Raw genomic sequence first — 24874 nt, forward strand, 5'->3', positions numbered from 1 at the left:
ACAAATATAGCGCCTAAGCGCTATATTGTATTTCAATGATAGTGCTATGAATAAAGCACCATATCGTCACGGTGAACGGCAACATCGCTTGTCTCATAACCTAACACACTGGCGATTTCTTTCGACTTTTTCCCTTTTATTAGGATTAAGTCTTTTGCGTTATACAAGCAAAGACCTTTAGCGATAATTTCTCCGTCGCACATCACTTCAACGGCATCCCCTTGTTCAAATGAACCGGTCACGTTCAAAATACCAGTGGGTAATAGCGACGCACCTTTGCCTACCAGCGCCTCTTTCGCACCGCTATCTATCTCGACTTTGCCAGCGGTTTTGAGCGTGTGAGTAAGCCAAAGCCTTCTGGCGCTGGCCGGTGTGCTGCTAGCTGTAAACAAAGTCCCTGGCACCTTGCCTTCAAGTAAAGCATCGAAGGTTTCGCCTTTTCGCCCATTAACAATAAGGGTTTGAATACCGCTACTGGTGCACTTATCCGCCGCTTCAATTTTTGTGCGCATACCACCTGTGCCTACCGCAGTACCTGCGCCCCCCGCTAGTCCGTAAATAGTACGGTCTATTTTATCTACCTGTGGTATGAGTGTTGCGTTTGTATCTTTTCTGGGGTCAGCGGTAAACAAGCCGTCGATATCAGAGCAAATAATCAAGGTATCAGCTTGGGCAACTAATGCCGTATAGGCCCCCAAATTATCGTTGTCACCTACTTTAAGTTCATTAACGGCGACTGTGTCGTTTTCATTCACAATAGGTAATGCATTGTGATTTAAAATTTCACGTAACGTGTTTTTGATATTTACGTAGCGGGTTCTATCGCGCAGATCATCCGCCGTTAACAATACTTGTGCACAGGGAAAGTCGAAAAAGCGCTGCCAGTTGGCCATCATTAAATTTTGACCAATCGCAGCCATGGCCTGCTTCTCTGCAATAGACGCGTTGTGGCGAACTTTAACTTGGCTACGACCTGCCGCCACACTGCCAGATGAAACCAAAATCACTTCTTTGCCAGCCTCTCGGCTTGCGGTAATGAATCGAGCAAGAGATAAAAGGTAGCGTCCGCTACACCCATTGCCTTCAGGTGCAATAAGGGCACTGCCAACTTTTATAACAGCACGTTGCCAATTAAAACAGTTCATAGGGGGAAGAAAAAAGATAACAAGAGCTTAAGAATACGACAGTTAAAGCGTATAACAAAACGTTCTGTTACAGTTTTTTTGCGTTAAAACATGGTTAGTTTACGGTCAAAAAATTGGATTGTGAGTGCCATGCTTATATACTAGCGAGTGTTATCTTATAACAATTCTAACTTACAAGTTGCAAGGAACCTGCATGAGCACCGCAAAACGACACTTTTTCTGGCTAGCGCCAGTGTTGTCTATGCTGATTTCTCTTCCTAGTACCGCCGCTATAAAACAAACAAAAGGCGACTTTGAAGATAAATTCCGTCAGCTAGATGAAGTACTTCCTACTCCCAATGTTTATCGCAACGCCGCTGGTGAGCCTGGTCATCAATACTGGCAACAGCAAGTAGATTACGATATCGACGTAAAGCTACTTGAAGACGAGCGCCGTATCGAAGCAAGCGAAGAAATTACGTATTACAACAACTCGCCCGATACGCTTAAGTACCTTTGGGTTCAGCTAGATCAAAACAAGTTTCGTGACGACTCAATGTCTGCGCTTACTACCACTTTCGGTGGCATCGGTAACCGTGGACCAGGCACGCAAGCCGCAAGTGGCAATACGCCCGCAAAATTAAGCATGGGTGCACTGCGCCGTCAGCAGTTTGTTGACGACAACGAGCTGGGCTACACCATTTCTCGCGTTGAAGACAAAGCGGGCAATGATTTACGCCACACCATTGTCGGTACCTTAATGCGAGTTGACTTAGCAAAGCCGTTAAAGCCGGGTAGCAAAGTTACATTCGATATCGATTTTGCATTCAATATTGTAGAAGAAGATGCCGTTTCAGCACGTGCGGGTTACGAGCACTTCCCAGATGATGAGCGTGAAGGTGGTAACGACATCTTCTTGCTAGCACAGTGGTTCCCACGCCTAGCGGCATACACCGACTACGAAGCATGGACTAATAAAGAATTTATTGGCCGTGGTGAGTTCACGCTAGAGTTCGGTAACTACGAAGTAGATATCACGGTTCCAGCTGACCACATCGTATCGTCAACAGGTGTGCTTCAAAACCCGAAAGACGTGCTAACTAAAACACAACGGGATCGACTGAAAAAAGCAGAAAAAGCTGACCGTATCGTATTCATCGTTTCACCTGAAGAAGCGATTGAAAACGAAAAAGAAGGCACCTCTAAGCTTAAGACTTGGACCTTTAAAGCGGATAACGTACGTGATTTTGCTTGGGCTTCGTCGCGTAAGTTTGCATGGGATGCACGTGGCTACCAGCAAGGTGGTGACACTCAGCCGCTTGTAATGGCAATGTCCTTCTACCCGAAAGAAGGTGGTGAGCTGTGGCAGAAGTATTCAACAGAGTCAATCATCCACACTATGGATGTTTACAGCCGTTTTAGCTTCGATTACCCCTACCCAGTAGCCCAATCAGTAAATGGTCCAGTTGGCGGCATGGAATACCCCATGATCACCTTTAACGGCCCGCGTACAGAACTTCGTGATGACGGTTCACGCACCTACTCGCTAGCTGAGAAACGCTTCCTAATTGGCGTAGTTATTCACGAAGTTGGCCATATCTACTTCCCTATGACAGTAAACTCTGATGAGCGTCAGTGGACGTGGATGGATGAAGGTCTTAATAGCTTCCTAGATGGCGTTGCTGGTCGCGAATGGGACCCAACAATTCCATGGGGTGTAGAGCCACGCGATATCACAGGCTACATGAAGTCTCAGACGCAGGTTCCAATTATGACGCAGTCTGACTCGGTACTTCGCCTTGGTCCAAATGCTTACACCAAGCCTGCTGTAGCGCTCAACATTCTGCGTGAAACTATCCTTGGCCGCGAGCTGTTTGACTTCGCATTTAAAGAATACGCGCAGCGCTGGATGTTTAAGCGTCCTACACCATCAGATTTCTTCCGCACCATGGAAGAAGCCTCGGGTGTTGATTTAGACTGGTTCTGGAGGGGTTGGTTTTACACCACAGATCACGTAGATATTAGCTTAGACAGCGTATACAAGCTGCGTTTAGACACTGAAGACCCAGATATCGACTTTGCTCGCGAGCGCGAAGCGGAAATGGAAAAGCCTAAGTCACTTACCGATATTCGCAATAAAGAAGAAGGTAGAAAGCTGTGGGTAGATCGTTTTGAAGATATCAGTGACTTTTACGACGAAAACGACCGCTATACTGTAACCAACAAAGAGCGCAACAAATACAAGAAGTTCCTTGATAAGCTTGAACCTTGGGAGCGTAAAGCCTTTGAACGTGCTGTAAAAGAAGACAAAAACTACTATGTGCTAGATTTTAGCAACAAAGGTGGTTTGGTAATGCCGATTATTCTTGAGCTAGCCTTTGAAGACGGTACGAAAGAAGAAATGCGCATTCCAGCAGAAATCTGGCGTCGTACACCTAAAGCCGTTAGCAAGCTTATTGTTACCGACAAAGACAAAGAGTTGGTAAGCGTGACGGTTGACCCGCATTGGGAAACAGCGGACGTAGATGTGGAAAACAACCACTACCCACGTCGTATCATTCCTTCGCGTATTGAAGCGTATAAGAATAAGCCGCGTAACACTTACGAGTACCGCGACCTTATGCACGATTCAAAGACCGAGCTAAAAACTGACGACGAGGATAAAGATGACGAATAAGTTGTCTTTAGCCCGCCTGCTGCAGAGCTCTCATGCTCTGCTTGCAAGCGTTGGTGGGTTAGCTATTGCGGCTGCGCTACTAGTTAGCGCAATGTCGTTCAGCACGACTGCTCAAGCGCATCAAATAAAAGCCGCGATTACAACGGTACTGTTCAACCCTAGAACAGAAAATATTGAAGTGATGCACCGCTTTAATTTGCATGATGCTGAGCACGCGGTTAAAGCTTTGTTCGACAAGCATGCAGATATTATGGATGACGTTAAAACGCAGCAGCAGTTTGCCGATTACGTTGCTAAGCATTTTGCTATCTTAAACGCGGCAGGCGAATCGTTAGAACTTGCTGATGTGGGCTTCGAAGTTGAAGGTAAGCACTTTTGGGTTTATCAAGAAACCGCTGAGCCGCCTGTGCTAGAAGGCGTTAAAATTCGCCACGATGCATTACGCGACTTGTGGCCGAAGCAAGTGAATACGCTAAATGTAGAAGGCAAGGGCAATATTAAAACCCTCACCTTTGCTGATAGCGTAAATCTGCTGGAAGTGAGCTTTAAAAGTCAAAATAGCGACCATCACTAAATATTTAGCTGAGTAACTTGTGAAAAGCCCACCAGCTTTCATCGTTGATCGACGGTGAATGCTAGTGGGCTTTTTTAATGACTAACTTTTTAGTTCCCTAATTCGAATACCCCTGACTCAAATGCCCTTTGATTCGAACTGAGTAGGCAAATACCTATATCGACTGCGCAAAAATCCGCTCTTTACTCTCCGTATAAGAAGTTTTACTCCATGATGTCGATGTGAGACCGAAGTCTTATAGTCATAGCTTAAGGCATGCTCTACCTTATCAATAGATAAATACGTTACTGACACCTAATTAATGAGGTATATCATGACCGATAGCGCTTCAGCACCGTTGCCTTCACAGGTCAAGAAAACCCAATCAAGAAGCGAGCGCCGCGCTAGAAAAATGCGTACTGCTAACGCAGCAGAGCGCGCTGAACAAAAGGTAAATGCAGAACTAACCCCAGATGCTAATTTAGCAAAGGGTAAAAACAGCAATGCGTTCGCTGATAAGAAAAATATCATGTGGGTGCTGTTGAGCGGCGCCATGGCACTGACATTTATCGTAATGTTATTTCTGCCCGATACAGGCATGGGCGGGGGCCTAATATCAACTTATTCTGCAATGCTATGGTGCGGATTCTTTGGTGCTGCGCTTTGGCGTTACAGAACAGCAAGCGGATGGGCTGGGTTTGCTTATGGCAGTGTCATTGGTCTAGTGCTTCAATTTATTTCTCAAATCATCTAAATATATAGCACTGTGTAATCCGCACACTTATGCAGTGCTCAATCTTATTTTTACATCTCTTCCTGATTCTATAATCTCAACACTACTATCAAGCAATTCATTTAGTTATTTGGTGATTTATGGCTCTTATACCCGATCCAGCCACTCTACTTAAATGTATAAAGGGTCAGAGTACTTTTTAAGCTATGCTTTAGACCATAAAAATTAATATTCCTTTCCGTCTTAAATAAAACAGAGTGAACCTATGGCAGAGAAGCCAACTAAATCTTCCGAGTCGCCAACCCGTTCAAGTAAGTCAGTACCCTCGTCTCGTTTATCGCGTATAGGTCGTTTAGGCACGTTAGCAGGTAGGATTGCAGGTAATGTGGTTTCTCAGGGCGCAGGCCAGCTGCTAAAAGGTGAGAAGCCGGTCCTATCTTCGCTGCTTTTAACACCAAAGAATATTTCCAATATTGCCGATCAGCTTGCCAGTATGCGTGGCGCTGCAATGAAACTAGGGCAACTCATTTCCATGGATGCAGGAGACTTTTTACCCGAAGAACTCGCCGCCATTTTAGGACGTTTACGAGACGATGCTGACCCCATGCCCAAGGGCCAGCTAATAGACACATTAAATCAGTCTTGGGGCGACAAATGGCAAGATGACTTACTTTACTTTTCCTTTGCCCCTGTTGCTGCAGCCTCCATAGGCCAAGTTCACAAAGTTATTACTATGGACGGTAAAATGTTAGCGGTAAAAGTACAGTACCCTGGCGTGAAAAAGAGTATTGATAGCGATGTGGATAACGTAGCTACACTTATAAAGCTTACGGGCTTGGTGCCAAAATCATTAGATATAGGCCCGCTGTTGCAGGAAGCCAAAGCGCAGCTTCACCAAGAAGCGGATTACGAACGAGAAGCCGATATGCTCAATCGTTATCGCAGCTTTGTTGAAGCCGCTGATATCCGATGTGAAGAACAAAGCGCGTTTATTATTCCAAAAACCTATGCACCACTTACCACAAGCACGGTATTAGCCATGGACTATATCGATGCGAAAGATTTGGATGTGCTAATTGATGAGCCTCAGGAAGTCCGAGACGCCGTAATGACTGCGTTAATGACGTTGTTTTTTAATGAAGTTTTCCACTTTAAGCTGCTGCAAAGCGACCCTAACTTAGCCAACTATCAGTTTAAACCTGATACCAAGGAAATCGTGCTGCTAGATTTTGGCGCTACTCGCGAAGTGCCTGAAAATATATCTCAGCAATACCAAACTTTACTTAAGAGCGCCGCAGACAATGATAAAGCACTGATGCAACAAGCTGCATACAATATCGGGCTTATTGATGACAGTCATTCTAAAATGCAAGTTGATGCAGTCATAGCTATAGGCATGGAAGCCTGTGAAGCCATTCGCTTTGAGGGGGCTTATGACTTTGGAAAAAGTGATTTAGTCGCAAGACTTCACGAAAAAGGAATGTCGCTTACAATGGAACATAACTTTTGGCACACTCCGCCGGTCGATGCGCTCTTTATACATAGAAAGCTCGGAGGTTTATTTTTGTTAGCGAAGCGGTTGCAAGCCAAAGTGGATATGCGCAAGGTCGCGGGCAACTGGCTTTGCTCTTAACAAGGTTTAGTCCCATCTTACGATAAATCCTACCGCGCTTTATGCTGCTTGTTTGAATAATGCTTGTTTAAGATTGGGATTATCGGAAAAGGACGAAGACTTTGCTTAATGCCTTCGCCCAGTTTTTACACTTCTAATAGCACTGAGCCGGCAGTATTGGGTAGATTGCGTTGCGTTTAGTAGGGCAGTTCCATACTAAAAGGTAAGGCCATCTGCTCTTTGCTTTTCGGCGGGTTACCTATCATCTCGTCGTACGGTGTATCGTGCTTCATTACAGCCTGCTGAACGCGACAATGAGCGAACGCTTCACGAATGTGCCCGGCACTAAAAAAACGCATTGGCTTGTCTTTATTGTCGTAAAGCATACCGCTTTGTTTATCGATAGTCAGATAAACCAAATAGACGTTCATTTCATAAGATTGAACTTCTAAGTAATCGATAACCGTCGGCGACTCTTCAATGTCCCGAAAATAAAATTTATGCATTTTACTACCTCATGAAATCAGCGTGCGCATTACGCTCGCCCTGCTTGATTTTATGTACGTTGATTTTCAGGGCGAGATAATGACAGTTATACGCTATGCGAGGTTTTCAGGTTCATTCACAAGATGAAGTGGAGGGCGGTGATTTTTATGTCGCACTGCGTTGGCTAAAACCAACAACGAAACAATAGAAAAAACGGTGTACACAAGAGCAGCGACCCCCATTCCATTTGCTATCCATAACAGTGGGAAAACCAGCAACCGAGGCCCTTCTACAGCAAGTGCAACTTTTGCTCTCGACAAGATAAAGCCATTTTGTATGCCCATAACAACCACGGTTATTACAGTAATTAGTTGATGATGCGGTGGCAGACTATGCATATTCAAAAACAGGTAAAGCATTATCCCTAGTGCAATAACGTATTGAATAGCAGTGTACCGTGTAACGGCTCGGTGTAACTTTGGATGATATGATTTGAATTTACTCACGCTTACTATCCTACAAGGGCACATTTAGGTAACACTGGGACTTAAGGAGTCAAAATGTTAGTTAATTACTGTAAATAGCAGTGCTCTAGCATTTGCTTTTCAATGATTAATCAACACATTAGTACACAAAGCCCCAAATGTTAAACAATTGTTTTAAAAATTACTTTCACGTTTACATTGTATGGCGAACTGGAAGATCAAAAAAATGGGGAGTTCCCACTAATTTTTGGATGAAAACTAATCGGAAACTGTCTTTTAAACGTTAAAATCTGTTCAGAATAAGGAATTTGAATTTTGAGGGAACATTTCTCTTGATTGATTTTCTAATTTTGGGTGTTATCTCTGGTAGTATTACCGAAAGGATATTTTTGTAGCGGAGTCATTATGAGCGAATCGTCAGAAAAGAAATCGTTAGGCCCACATTTTATTATTGTCGGCATCCTTCTTATCGTTATTCTGGCTGTAGTTTTTTGGCCAAGTGACGAAGAGCCTGAGCCAGTCATTACGCCTGAACCTGAAGTGACCGAGCCGGAAGTCACAGCACCGGAAGAGCCAGAGATTTTTGAACCTACTCAACCAGCACCCACCGTTGAGCTTGAAGAAAAAGACGACGTTGAGCCACTTCCAGAGCCCGTTGAGCCTGATCCAGAGCCATTAGATACTAGCGATCCAGCAGTCAAAGCGTCATTAATTGAAAGTTCTTCTGCAAATGAAGAAACCGTAAACCGTATGCTGGTTAACGAAGGTCTTATTCAACGGTTTGTTGTCTCTGTAGCTAATCTCGCGAATGATGAGATGGCGCCAAACCATCAACTACTTACGCCGCCAGAACAAAACTTCCGGGTTTATTCTCAAGCGGGAAAACAGTGGATTGATGCTGCAAGTTATAAACGATATACGCCCTATGTAGATATGCTGGAGTCGTTCGATAATGAAGCGCTGCTTAATATCTACGGTATTTATAAAGACGATATCCAAGCGAAGTTTGCAGAAATTGGTAGTCCAGATCAAGACTTTAACAGCGTATTGCTAAACGCCATCGACCAGTTACTTGATACACCAGAAGTACCTGTTCCTGTTGAGGTATATACAGATTCGGTAGCATATAAGTATGCAGACGATCGTTTAGAAAGCCTTAGTGAGCCGCAAAAGCAGCTACTGCGTACCGGACCAGACAATATGCGTCGTATTAAAGCGAAACTACGCGAATTGAAAGTTTTGGTAGAAGAGCGTGGATCTAACTAGGTTTCAACATCAGCTTAAGGGCACGTCTTCAAAAGCGCGCCCTTTGCCCCCCGTTGACCAATGGAATCCAGATTTTTGTGGTGATATTAATCTGACGATAGCCCTTGATGGCCGATGGTTTTACGAGGGCAGCCCTATAGGGCGGGCAAGCCTGGTCGAGCTTTTTGCCTCTGTTCTGAAGCGAGAAGGCGATAAGTACTTTTTAGTGACACCTGTCGAAAAGGTAGGGATCACTGTTGAGGACACGCCCTTTCTCATTACCCAGTGGCATATAGAAAAGAATAAATGCGGCAAGGCGAGTGAAGTTGAGCAAGAAGGTGAATCTGCTAGCTGCAGCACCTATGTGTTTACTACGCAAACCGGCGACGTTATTTCCTTAGAGCGCGAAGATCAGCTAGAACTTCGAGTTCCACCAAAAGCTATTCAGGACCCCCAGGCAACACCCATTCCTTACATTCGCGTTCGTAGAAATCTATGGGCAAGGCTACATCAAAACACTTATTACCAGCTGCTAGAACAAGCCGAAGAGTCATCGGATGGTTCGAATACGCAATTTAGTATTCAATCTAGCGGTACGACCTTCATATTGGGCGAAATACTTCAAACGCCCTAATTCGCGTTTTCTATTCTCACGTTACTGATGGATAAGCAACTTGTGGTTACGCTACTAGTGTTGACAACTATTTTGCGTCTGTAACTTGCACTTACTATTAAAATATTTGTCACCATCAACATGTCATTAATAGCACTTTATTTTGCGTTATTTCTTTGTGTGCATTACATTCGATGTAGTCTATAAAACAATCAAAAGAAGACCTACATCATGAAAAAGCCTTTGCTCACCCTTGCGATTACCAGCGCACTAATCTCATCACCTTTTTCTGCGGTTGCCGATACCCTTATACATGCGGGAAAAGTGTTTACTGGCACCTCAAAATCACTTCAAGAAAAAATGACCATTGTTATTGAAGGCAACAAAATAGCAGAGATAAAGAAAGGGTTTGCTAAGCCACAAAAAGGCGACACCGTTATCGATTTAAGCGCTTCAACGGTTATGCCCGGTCTAATGGATATGCATGTTCATTTATCGTCGCAACACGGCGGTCCGCAAACCTACTTAGAACGTTTTTCACTTAATGAAGCCGATTACGCATTGCGTGCAGCAAACTATGCAGAAATAACCTTAGATGCAGGCTTTACCACAGTGCGTAACCTTGGTGATGGCTATAACGAAACCGTGGCTTTAAGAAATGCTATTGCGAAAGGCTATGCTACCGGCCCACGTATTTACACGGTAGCTAAATCTATTGCGACTACAGGCGGACATGCTGACCCAAGCAATGGTATGTCTCACTTGCTTCGACCAGATGTAGGCCCTAAGCAGGGTGTAGTTAATGGCGAAGTGGAAGCCCGCGAAGCAGTACGGGCCCGTTATCAAGATGGTGCTGACCTAATCAAAATTACTGCAACTGGTGGCGTACTAAGCGTAGCCAAAAGTGGCCAAAACCCTCAGTTTATGACCGACGAATTAGAAGCGATTGTCGATACCGCGAAAGATTACGGCATGACGGTAGCTGTGCATGCCCATGGTAAAGAAGGCATGAAACGCGCGATAGAAGCTGGTGTTGATTCTATTGAGCACGGTACCTATATGGACGATGAAATTCGCAAACTAATGAAGAAACACGGCACCTATTATGTACCTACTATATTGGCTGGGAAGTTTGTAGCAGATAAAGCCAAGATTGATGGCTTTTTCCCTGAGCTAGTTCGCCCGAAAGCAGCAGCCATCGGCCCCTTAATTCAAAATACCTTTGAACAAGCGCACAAAGCGGGCGTAAAAATTGCTTTTGGTACAGACAGTGGTGTATCGGCCCATGGCGATAATGCACAGGAATTTTCTTTAATGGTTGAAGCAGGCATGAAACCCGCTGACGCACTTCTTAGTGCTACCGTTAATAGCGCAGATTTACTGGGTATAAGCGACATTTTAGGTACGTTAGAACAAGGTAAGTTAGCAGATATTGTTGCTGTTCAAGGCGACCCGCTTGACGATATATCACTTATGGAAAGCGTGTCTTTTGTGATGAAAGACGGGGTAGTTTACAAGCAGTAAAACAATAAAAGTGGTAGAGGTTACATGGCACTAGGTAAAAAGGTTAAGCACAAAACCAAAAAGCTTATTGACTCTAAACATATGTTAAAGGGCATTACCTTAGCGTCATTTTTAGAATCGACCATTGTTCCTATACCGCTTGAAGCTGTTATGGTGCCGTTAATGCAAGCTAGACGAGAGTCGCTATGGAAAATTGCATTAATGGCTACCGTGGGCTGTGTGATTGGCGCTGTTTTCGGCTATGCCCTTGGCTATTACCTTTTCGACCTTGTTGGCCAGTGGGTGATTGATACCTTCTTTAGTCAAGATCAGTTCGACAGCGTTAAACAACAAATGCAAAATCAAGGCTTCTGGTTTGTGATGACGCTAGGCATTGCGCCTATTCCTTTTCAAGTGGCCATGTTAGCTGCTGGCGCCACCCAATACTCACTCCCGCTATTCCTTTTAGCCACGGTTATTGCCCGCGCTATTCGCTATTTTGGCCTTGCAGTAGTGGTGTATTACGCAGGTGACAAAGCAGAGCAACTTATAAAACGCTACAAGATGAAAGCCGTGTTTGCTATCACGCTGGTGGTAGTTTTATTGTGGTGGCTGTCTAATATGCTCTCCTAATTGAAAAGCCTTTCGATTTGAGGGCGCTAAAGCTATCAAAATAGCATCAACCAAATCGTGTGAGCTCCCCCTAAATCCCCATTTCAAATTACGCTAATAGATTTTTTGAACTTTACATTTGATAATGATTCTTATTTGCACTAATGTTATAAAAAACAGGAGGTGCTTATATGAATGTTCAACGTTTATGCCCAGTTTATAGAAAGTGGCTACAGCTAAACCCTTCAAGCGCACGAGAGCATCGCTTAGCAATGCAGGCACAAACGCAGAAAGCCCATCAACAGGGTAAGTTGGATTATGCCAGAGAGTTAGGTTATCAAGCCTTTGAAGCGGCTAAAGCTATTCTCAACGCGCTGCAGCCCACATCCTCTCAAAAAGTGAGCGCTGTGCAAGAAGATGTACTCGCGTTTGGCACTATGGGCATGTACTTATCTTCTTTACTTGCTCAAGAGCACAAAAAACAAGAATCTCACGCAATTTTGCAGGAGTGCCAACAGCAGCTAATTGCCATATTGCCTTTGCATGCCACTAACCCGTCTGTATGTAGGCTTATATCCGCCATTCAGCACACGCTAGAGCAAACCTACGAACCTCAAATTAGCAGACAGCTTGCTTCTGCAGCTCTGCATTAAATCAAACAGTTGAAGGAGCAAATGATGATGTCGAAACAAATCCCAAATGAAGACGGCTTTGTCTCTTTAAGTGTGAGAGCATCTGTACTTCAAAAAATGCTTAAAGGTGAAGTTCTACATATGACAGATGTCCACTGCAATTGTGCTCACAGCAAACGCACGCTTCAAAACCTGCTGCTAAAAGCCGTTGCAGACAGTTCAGAACGTTAATCTGAAACGCTAGCTCACAAGCGCAAAATACAGACGGGAGCAAAACGGAACATAACTTGATACAGAATAAGTAACGAAATCGTTTTTATTTTGCAATTAAGCTATGAGAGGACACCGTGGAACCTTCGTCTAAATGGAAAGAGATAACCGCTAGAGCGGGGTATAGCGCCAAGACAGTCATGTACGTTATGCTTGGTGTCTTCATTCTTACATCTGTATTTACTGCGCTTAACCGTGAAAAAGCCTCTCAGTCCAATGTCTTTCTTACACTTAAAGAGCAACCACTCGGGCAGATCTTATTAGGCATTCTAGTTCTTGGCTTAGCATGCTATGCCTGTTGGCGTTGGCTTCAGATTTTTATTACCGACAAATCTGACGACGACAGTTGGTTCATTCACATCATAAATAAGCTGTTCTTCTTTATATCAGGCTCGTTCTATTTTGTTGCTGCTTACGCGGGAGGTAAAACCTTATTAGAAATACAAAGTAGCTCATCATCGCAAGGGAGCGGAAAGAAAGTGAGTGAATTTCTAATGCAATACGAGTGGGGACTGTGGCTTGTAGCCGCGATCGGCCTTTGCATCATTATATTTGCCGTTGTGCAGTTCAAACATGCTTACACTGCTGACTTTCTAAAGAAATTTTCACTACACGCTTTAAATCAGCGCATTAGAAAGAGTGTGAAAGTAACGGGTCGCCTAGGGTATACCGCAAGAGGGGTCGTTTATTCCTTAGTAGGTGGCTTTTTTATCCTTGCCGCCATATTAAGTAACCCATCCCAAGCGGGTGGATTACAAAAAGCACTAGAAACCTTAATGAAGCAGCCCTTCGGCCCTTATCTCATTGCCGCAGTAGGCGCAGGCTTTGTTATGTTCGGCCTTTATTGTGCGCTAGAAGCAAAGTACAGAAAGGTAGAGTAGGAAATTTAAATGGAAGGCGCTAAGAGCCTAAATTTGAATGATAAAAGGGCGCTTAAGCGCGCCCTTTTTTAATAACATATTGGTAAGGCAAGGTCTCTGTTTGAGACGCAACCAGCGTATGGTCCATAAAACGGCAAAAGCTAGGAATATCTCTTGCCGTTGAGGGATCGTCAGCCGTGACCGATAAGGTTTCCCCATCGGCCAGCTTACGAATATTTAAACGCACCATCATCACCGGCTCAGGGCAACGTAAACCTAGCGCGTCTAAATGCTGACTTGCCGCGCTGAAGGCGCCATCAAAATCAGATGCCATAGCTTTCACGGTAGGCGTTAATGGCACTGATTTCATTTTCAAAACCGCCTTTCTCAGTCAGATAAGCCACAACATCGGCTAGCGATACGATAGAAATCACCTGAGTGCCAAAATCACGTTCTACTTCTTGAATAGCTGACAGTTCACCATTACCGCGCTCTTGTCTGTCTAATGCGATCAATACGCCAGACAAACTTGCCTGCTGCTGTTCAATTAATGTCATTGATTCACGAATAGCGGTACCCGCGGTGATCACGTCATCTACCAGCATAACCTTGCCTTCTAGTGGGCTGCCAACTAAATTGCCGCCTTCACCGTGGGTCTTTGCTTCTTTACGGTTGAAGCAATAAGGTACGTCAAGGTTGTGGCTATCGGCCAGTGCTACGGCGGTAGTCGTCGCAATAGGAATGCCTTTATACGCTGGACCAAACAGTACATCGAACTCGACACCTGCATCCATTAGCGCATCAGCGTAAAAACGCCCTAGCTTGGCCAAATCGCCGCCGCGATTAAATAAGCCTGCATTAAAAAAGTAAGGGCTAACGCGGCCAGACTTTAAAGTAAATTCGCCAAATTTTAGTACGCCACGTTCAATGGCAAACTCGATAAAATCACGCTGAAACGCTTTCATGATGACCTCTTAATTACTAACTAATACGTAGGCGTTAAATACGCTTAATTGCCTCGCTTACGCAAGCGCCGCTTTTTGAATATCGAATAATTCGCGTAAGCCGTGCTTACCAATTTTCAATAATTCATCAAGCTCTTCAAACGAGAAGGGTTCACCCTCAGCAGTACCTTGAACCTCAATCAGCTTACCGGTTTCGGTCATCACTATGTTCATATCTGTTTCTGCCTCAGAGTCTTCAGTGTACTCAAGGTCAGCGATTGGTGTACCTTCATAAATGCCCACCGAAAGTGCAGCAATCATGTGCTTAAGCGGGTTAGTTTTGATAATGCCTTTTGCACGCATATAGGTAAGCGCATCAACAAGAGCAACACATGCACCAGTAATAGAGGCCGTGCGCGTACCGCCATCGGCTTGAATAACGTCGCAGTCTAACGTAATGGTGTTTTCACCAAGAAGTTTTAAATCAATCGCCGCGCGAAGTGAGCGCGCAATTAGACGTTGAATCTCTAGCGTACGACCACCTTGCTTACCACGGGCCGCTTCACGACCGCTACGCGTATGGGTTGCACGTGGAAGCATGCTGTACTCTGCGGTAACCCAACCTTTACCTTGGCCTTTCATAAAGCGTGGTACACCTTCTTCCACCGTCGCATTACACAACACCTTAGTGTTGCCAAACTCTACTAAAACAGAGCCTTCTGCATGGCAAGTGTACTGGCGAGTAATAGTAACAGGGCGAATTTGACTGGCGGTTCTGCCGCTTGGACGCATAGTGTTCTCCACAACGTAAATGCTTAAAAAAGGTAGCGCTTTACAGGTTTTTCGTGCGATATGGGAATAGAAAGCTCAATTCGCGGTCAAACCCTGTAAATTCGATGTAGCTACGAAATTGCGCCTAAGTATAACGCATTACCCGTGACCGATAAAAACGAACTTTACATGTTTGCTTATTGAATTACCTAAATGTGCGCTAATATACAAAATACAAGAAAACCTGCTGTAGAAATTCACGTATACAACACGACGTTCGGGTTGTTTTTGCAGGCTTTCAGTTAAATTTAAAGGACATTTATGATTTACAGCATGACAGCGTTTGCGCGCGTAGAAACCAAAAAAGAGTGGGGCTCAGCCGTATGGGAAATACGCTCGGTTAACCAACGCTTTTTAGAAACCTATTTTCGCTTACCGGAACAGTTCCGCTCGTTAGAGCCGGTTTTGCGCGAGCGTTTTCGTAAAAAGCTAGCCCGAGGTAAGGTGGAATGTGCGCTACGCTTTACCGCGAACGATGCTGCTGTAACCAAGCTAAGCTTAAACGAAGAGTTGGCTAAGCAAGTGCTTCACGCCGCTGATTGGGTGCAGTCACATGGTCAGTCTACCGGCGTTAACCCGCTTGATGTTTTGCGCTGGCCTGGCGTGATTGCTGCTGAAGAGACTGATATGGATACCATTCACGGCGACGTAATGGCGGCGTTCGATCAAGCGTTAAACGACTTTATCAGTGCTCGCGCTACAGAAGGCGAAGCCCTTAAAGGTATGATCACGCAGCGCCTAGATGCCATTGAAGTTGAAGCGGAGAAAGTAGCCGCGCGTATGCCTGAAATCATGGTGTGGCAGCGAGAAAAAGTGCAAACCCGCTTTGAAGAAGCAAAGGTAGAGCTTGATGCAGGCCGTTTTGAACAAGAGATGATCATGCTTGCGCAAAAAGTGGATGTTGCCGAAGAACTAGATCGCCTAAACGCCCACGTCAAAGAAACCCGCAATATCCTTAAAAAGGGTGGGGCAGTGGGTCGCCGTTTAGATTTCATGATGCAGGAGTTTAACCGCGAGTCGAACACGTTAGGTTCAAAATCTATCAGCACCGACATCACACAATCGGCGGTTGAACTTAAAGTACTGATTGAGCAGATGCGCGAGCAGATCCAGAATATAGAATAATATCCGTTGGAGTCCAACAACCTCCGTTAGAGCCCAGTCATACTGGGCTTTTTATTTTTTATGAAGCTCCATGACTCAATGCGTGTCAAAAATAATGTTATATATCGCGGTGAACTGATCTAACAGAAAGTTGAAAACCGCCAGGCGCTAAAATTTTATTTAGTACCGAGACGCGAGGATCGGTATTCCCTTTCTCGATATCGCGCAATGTTTTATCAGATACCTTAATAAATTTCGCGTACTGTGTTTGGGTCATGCCATAAAGTTGGGTACGAACCTGCTTTACTAGATCGCCTATGCTAATAACATTGGTCGCAAGATCATTTTCAAGCTGAGTCAAAATTTCTTTTCGTTGTTCGCCAGTCAACCTAACCATCATAGACTCCCATTGCTACTAACTTAGTTTTAATGTTACTAAAACCAATCGCCGGAAAATTTAATATCTCATCTGGGCAATGTAATCTTTTCAATCTCTCAGGCAAGTCGATTAATTTTTCTGCCAGTTGCCGTAGATATAAAATCATTTCATTAGGCTCACAAAAATCTGAAAGCTGCTCTGCAATGATTAAAAAGTTAACGTGCCCACCTACTTCGCAATTTCGCCCCCACTTGAATAAACGGGTTATGCCTTCTTCATCGGCTTTCATAGGAGCAAAATCATAGATGGGTGCAAAACAAATATCGCCGTCAAATTTTAAAAATGAAATGTTGCGGCCGTGATTGTCTGAGTTGCCGAAGACAATGTTTAAAAAATCTCTCACAACATATTGCTTAGCAAATTCGTTTTTCGTCATTTGAGTTGCAGAATTTATTCTTCGCCACACCGTCTCCATCACATAAAAATGATCTTGATAGCTGCCAGGTTCGGCATTAATGATTGAATAAATACTTTCCAATCCAATACGATTAGCTACACCACTTTCTATGAGGACGTCAAAGCGAGGTAGCCATAAACTAGCTTGGCCACTGTGTTTATCTTCTAATATTTTTAGCTTTTCAACATCAATGGTTGAAACATTGGTACCTTGCAGGATCTCCGAAAGTGCCTTATAAAAAACGCCCTCAGCTTTTAAGATATTGTTATCTCGAGCTGAGCGTCTATTTCTCGCAAACTTGGTTAAATAAGGTGTGGCGGTCAACGGCTTTCCTGCAAAGTCCCCATCAATGAAAACATTGCCGTTTTCAAGCATGAGTAGCAGTTTTGGTGCAACACCACCAGCTCCTGTCGCCCCTCCTACTGCGGCGCCTTGTTCATTAGCATACTCTAAAAAGTCATATTGCAATGAAATCACGTTCTCAATTGGAAAACGGCGAGAGTCGTTATTAGCTTCTTTCGGTACGGCTTCTTTTATTCTTAAGTTACCAACGGGCGACATACAAGCATTAGTCAGCAGTGCGTAATTTTGCTGAAACTCGTCTGAGCGACTGACATTAAGATAACTGAGCCACCAGTCTCGAGACTTACCCACCGGCAAAATATCATCTAATAGAGCTGGCCAATGAGGGTAGTCTTTAGGAACAATGCTAATAGGTGCATTGACGGAGCATGCCCAGCAATCTTTAACCTCATAGCTTGCGACCTTAGCAATATATTCATGGTCATAATACAGCGAACAACTTGCATTGCTCCGCTCATCAGAGAAACACAAAGTAGCAGCATCCCACCATTGACCTTGATTAAATAATTGCAGTGTGACTGTTCGCATCATTTATCCAGTAGTTTATTACCGTTAAATATTAAATATTAGCAACATTTCGGTAGAAATCTACCGTTTAATTGCAAAGTAGCAATCATTTACAGTAACAAACTACCGCTAACTACAAACCGGATTATTTTTTCCAGTACTTTGTTTGCGTTTTTCCCAATTTAGATAGCACTAAACCCAGATTTCTAGCTGGGTAGGGTTCTGATGCAGTGTGTTTGGTAACTCTTTTATTAGGAGCTGCTTGGCTCACCGTTAACGCACTATTTGTCGTTAACAACTAACGCTTCTTATAACTCAACTCAAATACTGTGTTAAGAAGGCCTCGTGGGAGGGGAGTTTAGCTACATGATTGTCCACCTGCTGCTTTAATCCTGCCATAAACTGCTTTAAAGACTTCTCACTCATCTCATCGGCAACGCGGTGATATTGCTTGGGCGTCATGCCTTGGCCCATCAATACCTGAGTCCAAGAATCGACGCGGAAGATATCTCCGTCATCTAAAAACACTCGGCCAGACTCGGCAAACAAAGCTAATTTGTGTTTGAGTGACGGCGGAATATCCATGCGCTGACACTGCTGCCAAAAAGGGCTGTCCTCACGCTGTGTCACCTTGTAATGCATAACAATAAAATCGAGTATGGTCGACATTTCGCTATCAAACTTGTTGTTGTATTCATCGATTGCGCTTTGGGTGATACCATCAAAAGGGAATAAACGCATTAAGCGTATAAGGCCAGTCATGATTAAATGAATGCTGGTCGACTCCAGTGGCTCAATAAAGCCACTGGATAGCCCCAACGCTACGCAGTTTTTATTCCAACCGCGCCTGCGTTTTCCAGGCGTAAAACGGATGACTCTGGGTTCATTAATTGGCGCACCTGTTACCTGCGATTTAAGTGTATCTATTGCTTCACTATCGCTCATAAAGCGGCTACAAAATACTAATCCGTTGCCCATTCGCTCTTGAAGTGGAATCTGCCAACGCCAGCCCGCTTGATGTGCTACGCTTTTAGTGTACGGCACAGGTGGCACAGTAAGCTCCGTTTGCATGGCTACTGCTCTACCGCAAAATAAATAGTGCTGCCAATCGTCGTATCCAGTATGAAGCGCTTGTTCAATAAGCAGGCCTTTAAAGCCTGTACAGTCTATAAAGAAGTCACCGTTTACCACTTCACCGCTTGCTAATTGTAGAGACTGGATATTGCCTGATTGCGGGCAAACAACGACCTTTTCTATGTCTCCTTCCTTGTGCGTTACCCCAGCTTCGCAGGCTAACGTTTTTAAAAATCGACCGTAGGCGACGGCATCAAAGTGATAAGCAAAGTTAAGCGGCATAGCTTCTGATGTAGCAAATTTATTCTGCTTAGCGGCAATAAGTTCAGGGCAATAATCACCAAATTCACCGCCGAAACCATATTCTTTAGCCCGTAGCCAAAAGTGGTGAAACTCGCCTGCCCAGCACTCTCTTCCGGTAATACCAAACGAGTGGATATAGCTGTGACCCTGTTCACGCCAATTTTCAAACTCTATACCTAGTTTGAACGTGGCTTGGGTAGCGCGCATAAAGGCTTTTTCGTCTATACCTAGCAACTTATGAAAGGTTCTAATCGGCGGAATAGTGGCTTCGCCAACGCCCACAATACCAATATCTTTTGATTCGACTAGCGTAACCTTTATCGACTTACCCAAAAGCCGGGTCAACGCCGTGGCCGCCATCCATCCTGCAGTACCGCCACCTGCAATAACAACGTTCTTAACGGGCGTTTGATTGTTACTGCTATCTAAACCCGATACGGCCATATGAGGTGTCCTTTTTATCTGAAGAGGAATTGTTATTTAAATTTGTAGCGCGATCACTTTCACTTAAAGCGTAAGCGTTGCCATAGTTCTGACATTGAGTATGCGAGTGAAGATGTTTCTGCTCATTGTAATAGCGCTTTGCGATATCTTTGAGCAGCGCATTATTAGTCGGCAGCCCCTGCAAATAGGTTTTTTTAGTCTGTTGCAACGTTTCACTAAGATGCAGTGCTTTACGCTTATCTTTTTCGTTTAAACGTAGTGGTGACCCTAACGTAGTAAAGCCCATCCCGTACAACACGTATTGGTAACTGGCAGAGGGAAAAATCTCTTCGTTCTCAATAAGATCTAAGCGTGAAGGGCTTTGAAACTTCCACAGTTTAAGCAGCTCAGCAAGTGAGTCAGGAATTGAAGCATCACTTCTTTGTGCTACCCAATAAGGCTCTTCTCTATCACTAAGAACATAATGTAGCTTCAAAAAGTCGATGACTCGCTGCCAGCGGTATTCAAAGCGTGTGTTGTAGCGTTTACTGACTATTTCCATGTGATCTTTATTATGCGGAAAGGCTTCACATAGCATACGTAATCCAAGCTCAACCATGGCAATAGCTGATGCTTCTAGCGGCTCTACAAAACCCGAAGACATACCTAAACTTAAACAGTTCTTTACCCAGAACTTTGACCTGTAGCCAGGCTCGAAAGATAGCGTGCGAAAAGCAAGTTCATGCTTGTCTGCACCAGGGTAACGTTCACAAACATAGTCAATAAGGACCCGCTTTGCCTGTTCTTCATTTGTGAATTGGGAAGAATAAACCAGACCGGTACCTCGCCGATGCTGTAATGCAATATCCCACGTCCAACCACAAGTTTGTGCAGTAGCTACTGTGGTACTTTTTATTTCGCTATCATTGTCTGTGTAAGGCACTTGCAAGGCTATAGCTCTATCGTTAAGCATAGCGTGCTTAACCGGTACCCACGGAACTTTGAAATGCTTATCAATAAGCAAACCGCTGCTTCCCGAACAATCGATAAACAAATCGCCGAACACCTCTTGCCCACATTCTGTGACTACTTTTTCAATGTAGCCATTTGGATGTGAAGTGACCGAGGCAATATGGCCTATAACGTGTTCAACGCTCAGCTTGTTTACACAGTGCTTTTTCAATAAATCAGCAAGCTTTGTGGCGTCAAAGTGGTAACCGTAATTAAGCACATGAGCATAGTCAGGCGTAGCAATTTGTTTGGGCGCCTTGCCTGCTGCACACATTGCCGATTGTAGCGAAAAGGCATCTTCGTATGGCATGTCGGGCGCAAGAGCTTGCCAATAAGCATGAATATCAAGTTCGTTGTAGCCCGTTGGAATAGTGAATGGGTGGTGATAGCGGTGTCCGCCTTTACGCCAATTCACAAAACTAGAGCCTTGCTTAAAAGCACCTTGGCATAGGGTTAAAAACTCAGATTCATTAATGCCAATATCCAGAAGAGTATCGCGAAGTGACGGCCATGAACCTTCACCAACGCCGATAGATGACACAGTAGGAGATTCAATAAGGGTAACCGAGTGTTTTGAACTAAGCTTCGCTGCAAGAACGCCAGCAGCAAGCCACCCTGCAGTACCACCTCCAACAATGACGACCCGATGTAGACCGCATTGGTTTTGTGAATTACTCATAAAACGATAACCACGCTATCTTGAAAAGCTCAGTTTCTGTCACGTGCCGAAGCTGTTTGTATACTATTCAAACAGCACTATGACAAAAAAGCCCGCTAAAGCGCAACCCTAAGCGCTATAGCGGGCAAACACACCCCAATTTTTAGAATGTATATCTAGCACTTAGCGCATACCTTGCACCAAACTCATCCAAGTTCCACAGCATTGCGCTGGTGCGTCCATGCCGGCGAATATTTTCTTCAGTAATGTTGATCCCTTCGAAGGCCACTGTTAAATCTTCGGTGACATCGTAGGAGATACTCAAATCAATTTGTGAATAGGCTTCGGTATAGCCCGGCTCATTGATGTATTGAGACGTAGTGTCTAAGAACTTATCACGCCAGTTGTATGCAATACGAGCTTGCAGCGCGTCTTTCTCGTACATAAATACTAGGTTTGCAGTGTCGCTTAATCCCACTAGCGCGAACTGAGTAATAGAGGGTGCCGCTTCATTGTCAAACCCGATATCACCTTTAACAGACGTGTAGTTCGCTAACACACCAAAACCACTGTCGCCAAAGAAGTGTTGCGCAGCTACTTCAAAGCCATAGATATTTGCGGCTTTGTTGTTCACTGGCTTTGAGTTTATAAAAGTGATGAGAGGGTCGTCGCTGTTCGGTAGAATATCGAACTGCTGCTCAAATTGTTCATCGGTTAATGAGTCATATTCAATACCGTTTTCTATAGCAGCAACCATATTAAACAGAGACGTATCGTTTACCGGTATTCCACGGGCTTCTAACTCTGCACGCGCGGCTTCTGCGCGAGGGCCATTTGTCACATCTCTTAGGCCAAATACGTTCTCTTCAACTTGTTCATTACCTATAAAATTTTTCACCCGCTTGTCGTAAAAGCCCACCGACACATAGCTTGTTTCATCAAAATAGTATTCAACGGATAGGTCTAAATTATCAGACTCAAGCGGTATCAAAGATGGGTTACCAGAACTCGCCGTTGCAGTAATACTATCGGTAAGCAAGGTAGGTCCACTTTGTGGCGACACTGACGCAGCAGCACTTAGATTGTTATAGGTAGGGCGCGCGATTGTTTTGCTGTAAGAGAATCGAGCGATGACATTTTCAATCACTTCAATATCGAAGTCTAACGCAGGAAGCACATGGTCATAGCTGGCTTCCACTTCAACGTCTTCCATTTCACTACCGAAGCGTACATTGAAATCATTATTTCCTTCCCATGCTATACCGCTGGGCAAACTAATATTTGCAATTGAAGTAACATCGGTATTTTCGTAGCGAACACCAGTAAGCAGGTTATACTCCATTCCGTTTAACTCGCCCGACAAATCTAGCTCGAAGTAGACGGCGGTAATATCTTCTTCAATAGTTCTGTTGGTAGCAAACGGGTTGTTAGCAACTAAGTCAAATCCATACTGCTGCGCTGCAAATGCACCAATCTCAGCTACACTCCCAGTAAAACCTTGAGAAAACATACCATCGGTATTGAAGTCATCAAATTCGCTTGCTAAATCAAGAGGGGTTAGCGAGCCCGAAGGTAATTCACCAGGGTTTTCTATACCCCAATTACCCATGGTGTGGCGCGTTAGCGATTGAAGCGACGTACTTTCCATAGAGCGCGACTCTATACCGAAGTTAATGCTTCCAGTATCCATTACGTAAGACCCATCAAGACGGGCTTGGGTAATTTCAGTATCTTGCGATGAAAAGTTCATATCTAAAATTGACGTGCCTACATCATCTTGGTCTAACTCGCCGTTACCGTTCAAGTTATCCCGCGCTGCATCGTCAAAATCGACAAACATAACAGGGAAATCACCGCTAAAGTCGACGCCTTGCCCTTTAACCACATTTGCACCTAGACCTAAGTTTGTCCACGTTCCATAAGGGGCATCTGGGCGGCCTTCAGCTGACGAGTTATGAAGGTCAAAAACCAGAGTAAAGTCATCATTAACGAAGTACTCAAGGTTTAGGCCAATCGATTTATTTTCGTTTACTTGGTTAAGTTCTTGTAGCGCTAAGCCTAAATCACGAGGAAGCAAATCCCGGCGCTCTTGTGAAATTAATATTGGTGTTTTAACCGCTTCATCATCGAAAGTTAGCTCAGCGAAATACCTATCGTCCATCCAAATAGACTGTTCAGCACGCGCTTCATAAAGATCTTGTTTCGAATAAGTATAATCAAGCGTAGCCGTCATTTTTTCTGAGGGTGCAAATTGGAACGTTAGCTGTGCATTGGTTCTCTCACGCTCTCGGTCTGCCATGTAATAACGAAGGTCAGAAGGAATAGCAAACAGTTGTCCCATAGCTGGCGCATTATTTAATACAACAGGGTCACCGCTGTCTGGGTTCGCTGGGTCTGGAGATTGAGGAACCGTGCCATCAAATGGATTTACTCTCCATTGATTAACAAATGCACCTTGTGCTGCACTGTCGCGCTGCTGGAAAGAGCCCGTAAATGTGACGCCAAATGTATTATCGTCGTTTAGATAGTTAATAAACCCTGACAGTTCTGGCGTAACATCATCGCCAACGCGATTCGTTGTATCGTGCAAGGCTTTAGCACCAACACTAGCAATTATACCGTTGTCTGCTGCATCGAACGGGCGCGCAGTTCGAATGTTAACCGTTGCACCTATACCTCCCGTTGCAATACTAGCTCTGCCGGTTTTATACACTTCCACAGCCCGTACACTTTCAGAAGCAAGGTCAGAAAAATCGAACGCACGGGAATTTGGCGTGCCGCCGCCTCCAGGTAAAGCAGAGCCTGGCATGGTCCTACCATTTAAGGTGACCATGTTAAAATCAGGTCCAAAACCACGGGCAGTGACTTGGCTACCTTCACCATTATTTCTGCTAATAGAAATACCTGTTATGCGCTGAAGGGATTCAGCTAAGTTAGTATCTGGAAACTTGCCGATGTCTTCCGCTGAGATGGCATCTACAACGCCCGACGAATCACGTTTTATTCCCATCGACTCTTGTACACTGCTTCTGATACCGGATACCTGAATGACTTCGATATCTTTTTCTGCTTCTTGTGCGGCGACCGGTGACATAACGCCACTGCTTAATGCGGTTCCCAGTATTAACGACAAGCTTGTTGCGATTTTACTTTTGTGTGGTGTTTTGTGTGTCACGATCGCTCTCTCTTTCATCTGTTATATAAGTGTGTTTGAACCTTAGCGCTTCTAGAAAGGGCTTTCTCAATAAGTGAATGAAAAACCCTCAGCAAGAAAGCGCTTTCCGAACATTAATTCAACAAAAGAATTAGATCAACACATTTTTTACAATAATTTCACAGCGAGTGTATTTCTTTAAACTGACAAGCAATAACGCCAAAACAAAAAAACAATAATATTCATTAACATAAGAAAACA

General features: G+C 44.3%; 23 protein-coding genes. 12 read left to right on the forward strand and 11 right to left on the reverse strand.

What is annotated here, in order from left to right; translation table 11 throughout:
• Positions 1 to 44: 44 nt before the first annotated feature.
• On the reverse strand, positions 45 to 1145 hold the full coding sequence (gene proB, locus ACXAGK_RS14250; RefSeq protein WP_474856729.1) for a glutamate 5-kinase: 1101 nt from the start codon (positions 1143 to 1145) through the stop codon (positions 45 to 47).
• Between the two features lie 193 nt (positions 1146 to 1338).
• On the opposite strand from proB, the gene ACXAGK_RS14255 reads away from it, so the two are divergent.
• The 4 genes from ACXAGK_RS14255 to ACXAGK_RS14270 all read left to right on the forward strand — a co-directional run bounded on the left by ACXAGK_RS14255 (position 1339) and on the right by ACXAGK_RS14270 (position 6720).
• Positions 1339 to 3801, forward strand: coding sequence for a M1 family aminopeptidase (locus ACXAGK_RS14255; protein WP_474856730.1), 2463 nt, complete (start codon positions 1339 to 1341; stop codon positions 3799 to 3801).
• Positions 3791 to 4375, forward strand: coding sequence for a DUF6702 family protein (locus ACXAGK_RS14260; RefSeq protein ID WP_474856731.1), 585 nt, complete (start codon positions 3791 to 3793; stop codon positions 4373 to 4375). Before ACXAGK_RS14255 ends, ACXAGK_RS14260 begins: the two co-directional genes overlap by 11 nt.
• Positions 4376 to 4688: 313 nt before the next feature.
• Positions 4689 to 5108: a hypothetical protein gene (locus ACXAGK_RS14265; RefSeq protein ID WP_474856732.1), complete on the forward strand. Its 420-nt coding sequence runs from the start codon at positions 4689 to 4691 to the stop codon at positions 5106 to 5108.
• Between the two features lie 244 nt (positions 5109 to 5352).
• Entirely contained in the window at positions 5353 to 6720 is a 1368-nt protein-coding gene (locus ACXAGK_RS14270) for an ABC1 kinase family protein (RefSeq protein WP_474856733.1), read from the forward strand.
• Between the two features lie 176 nt (positions 6721 to 6896).
• Here ACXAGK_RS14270 and ACXAGK_RS14275 read toward each other — a convergent pair whose 3' ends face one another.
• The gene (locus ACXAGK_RS14275) at positions 6897 to 7205 is read right to left on the reverse strand and encodes a DUF6482 family protein (protein ID WP_269917869.1); all 309 of its coding nucleotides are present in this window, start codon (positions 7203 to 7205) and stop codon (positions 6897 to 6899) included.
• Between the two features lie 93 nt (positions 7206 to 7298).
• A complete protein-coding gene (locus ACXAGK_RS14280) occupies positions 7299 to 7691 on the reverse strand; it encodes a hypothetical protein (protein ID WP_474856734.1) in 393 nt (130 codons plus the stop codon).
• Positions 7692 to 8075: 384 nt separating this feature from the next.
• Here ACXAGK_RS14280 and ACXAGK_RS14285 point away from each other — a divergent pair, with 384 nt between their 5' ends.
• From ACXAGK_RS14285 to ACXAGK_RS14315, 7 genes are all read left to right on the forward strand, one after another.
• Complete coding sequence (locus ACXAGK_RS14285; protein ID WP_474803415.1) at positions 8076 to 8936, forward strand: DUF3014 domain-containing protein; 861 nt, start codon at positions 8076 to 8078, stop codon at positions 8934 to 8936.
• Positions 8923 to 9549: a DUF1285 domain-containing protein gene (locus ACXAGK_RS14290; protein WP_474856735.1), complete on the forward strand. Its 627-nt coding sequence runs from the start codon at positions 8923 to 8925 to the stop codon at positions 9547 to 9549. The genes ACXAGK_RS14285 and ACXAGK_RS14290 overlap by 14 nt, the downstream gene beginning before the upstream one ends.
• A gap of 210 nt (positions 9550 to 9759) precedes the next feature.
• Positions 9760 to 11052, forward strand: coding sequence for an amidohydrolase family protein (locus ACXAGK_RS14295; protein WP_474856736.1), 1293 nt, complete (start codon positions 9760 to 9762; stop codon positions 11050 to 11052).
• Between the two features lie 24 nt (positions 11053 to 11076).
• Positions 11077 to 11664, forward strand: a complete 588-nt coding sequence (locus ACXAGK_RS14300; protein WP_474856737.1) for a YqaA family protein — start codon at positions 11077 to 11079, stop codon at positions 11662 to 11664.
• 170 nt (positions 11665 to 11834) lie between these two features.
• A complete protein-coding gene (locus tag ACXAGK_RS14305; RefSeq protein ID WP_474856738.1) occupies positions 11835 to 12296 on the forward strand; it encodes a hypothetical protein in 462 nt (153 codons plus the stop codon).
• A 27-nt stretch (positions 12297 to 12323) separates the two neighbouring features.
• On the forward strand, positions 12324 to 12506 hold the full coding sequence (locus ACXAGK_RS14310) for a hypothetical protein (RefSeq protein WP_461852146.1): 183 nt from the start codon (positions 12324 to 12326) through the stop codon (positions 12504 to 12506).
• A 116-nt stretch (positions 12507 to 12622) separates the two neighbouring features.
• Positions 12623 to 13426, forward strand: a complete 804-nt coding sequence (locus ACXAGK_RS14315; protein WP_474856739.1) for a DUF1206 domain-containing protein — start codon at positions 12623 to 12625, stop codon at positions 13424 to 13426.
• A gap of 52 nt (positions 13427 to 13478) precedes the next feature.
• Here ACXAGK_RS14315 and tusA read toward each other — a convergent pair whose 3' ends face one another.
• From tusA to rph, 3 genes are read right to left on the reverse strand one after another with little or no spacing between them, the layout of a single operon-like run.
• A complete protein-coding gene (gene tusA, locus ACXAGK_RS14320; RefSeq protein ID WP_474830559.1) occupies positions 13479 to 13739 on the reverse strand; it encodes a sulfurtransferase TusA in 261 nt (86 codons plus the stop codon).
• Entirely contained in the window at positions 13729 to 14370 is a 642-nt protein-coding gene (pyrE, locus tag ACXAGK_RS14325; protein ID WP_474856740.1) for an orotate phosphoribosyltransferase, read from the reverse strand. The genes tusA and pyrE overlap by 11 nt, the downstream gene beginning before the upstream one ends.
• 57 nt (positions 14371 to 14427) lie before the next feature.
• Positions 14428 to 15141, reverse strand: coding sequence for a ribonuclease PH (rph, locus tag ACXAGK_RS14330; RefSeq protein WP_025257195.1), 714 nt, complete (start codon positions 15139 to 15141; stop codon positions 14428 to 14430).
• 300 nt (positions 15142 to 15441) lie between these two features.
• On the opposite strand from rph, the gene ACXAGK_RS14335 reads away from it, so the two are divergent.
• Positions 15442 to 16305, forward strand: a complete 864-nt coding sequence (locus ACXAGK_RS14335) for a YicC/YloC family endoribonuclease (protein WP_269917860.1) — start codon at positions 15442 to 15444, stop codon at positions 16303 to 16305.
• 97 nt (positions 16306 to 16402) lie between these two features.
• Here ACXAGK_RS14335 and ACXAGK_RS14340 read toward each other — a convergent pair whose 3' ends face one another.
• The 5 genes from ACXAGK_RS14340 to ACXAGK_RS14360 all read right to left on the reverse strand — a co-directional run bounded on the left by ACXAGK_RS14340 (position 16403) and on the right by ACXAGK_RS14360 (position 24553).
• Positions 16403 to 16681, reverse strand: coding sequence for a helix-turn-helix domain-containing protein (locus ACXAGK_RS14340; protein ID WP_025257178.1), 279 nt, complete (start codon positions 16679 to 16681; stop codon positions 16403 to 16405).
• Positions 16674 to 18011 carry a HipA domain-containing protein gene (locus ACXAGK_RS14345; RefSeq protein ID WP_474856741.1) on the reverse strand — a complete coding sequence of 446 codons (1338 nt, stop codon included), beginning with the start codon at positions 18009 to 18011 and terminating at the stop codon, positions 16674 to 16676. The genes ACXAGK_RS14340 and ACXAGK_RS14345 overlap by 8 nt, the downstream gene beginning before the upstream one ends.
• A gap of 294 nt (positions 18012 to 18305) precedes the next feature.
• Entirely contained in the window at positions 18306 to 19811 is a 1506-nt protein-coding gene (locus ACXAGK_RS14350; protein ID WP_474856742.1) for a tryptophan halogenase family protein, read from the reverse strand.
• Complete coding sequence (locus ACXAGK_RS14355; protein ID WP_474856743.1) at positions 19789 to 21480, reverse strand: tryptophan halogenase family protein; 1692 nt, start codon at positions 21478 to 21480, stop codon at positions 19789 to 19791. The genes ACXAGK_RS14350 and ACXAGK_RS14355 overlap by 23 nt, the downstream gene beginning before the upstream one ends.
• Before the next feature lie 142 nt (positions 21481 to 21622).
• On the reverse strand, positions 21623 to 24553 hold the full coding sequence (locus ACXAGK_RS14360; RefSeq protein ID WP_474856788.1) for a TonB-dependent receptor: 2931 nt from the start codon (positions 24551 to 24553) through the stop codon (positions 21623 to 21625).
• Between the last annotated feature and the right edge of the window lie 321 nt (positions 24554 to 24874).

It is taken from the genome of Alteromonas sp. ABM1_013 (assembly GCF_056160505.1).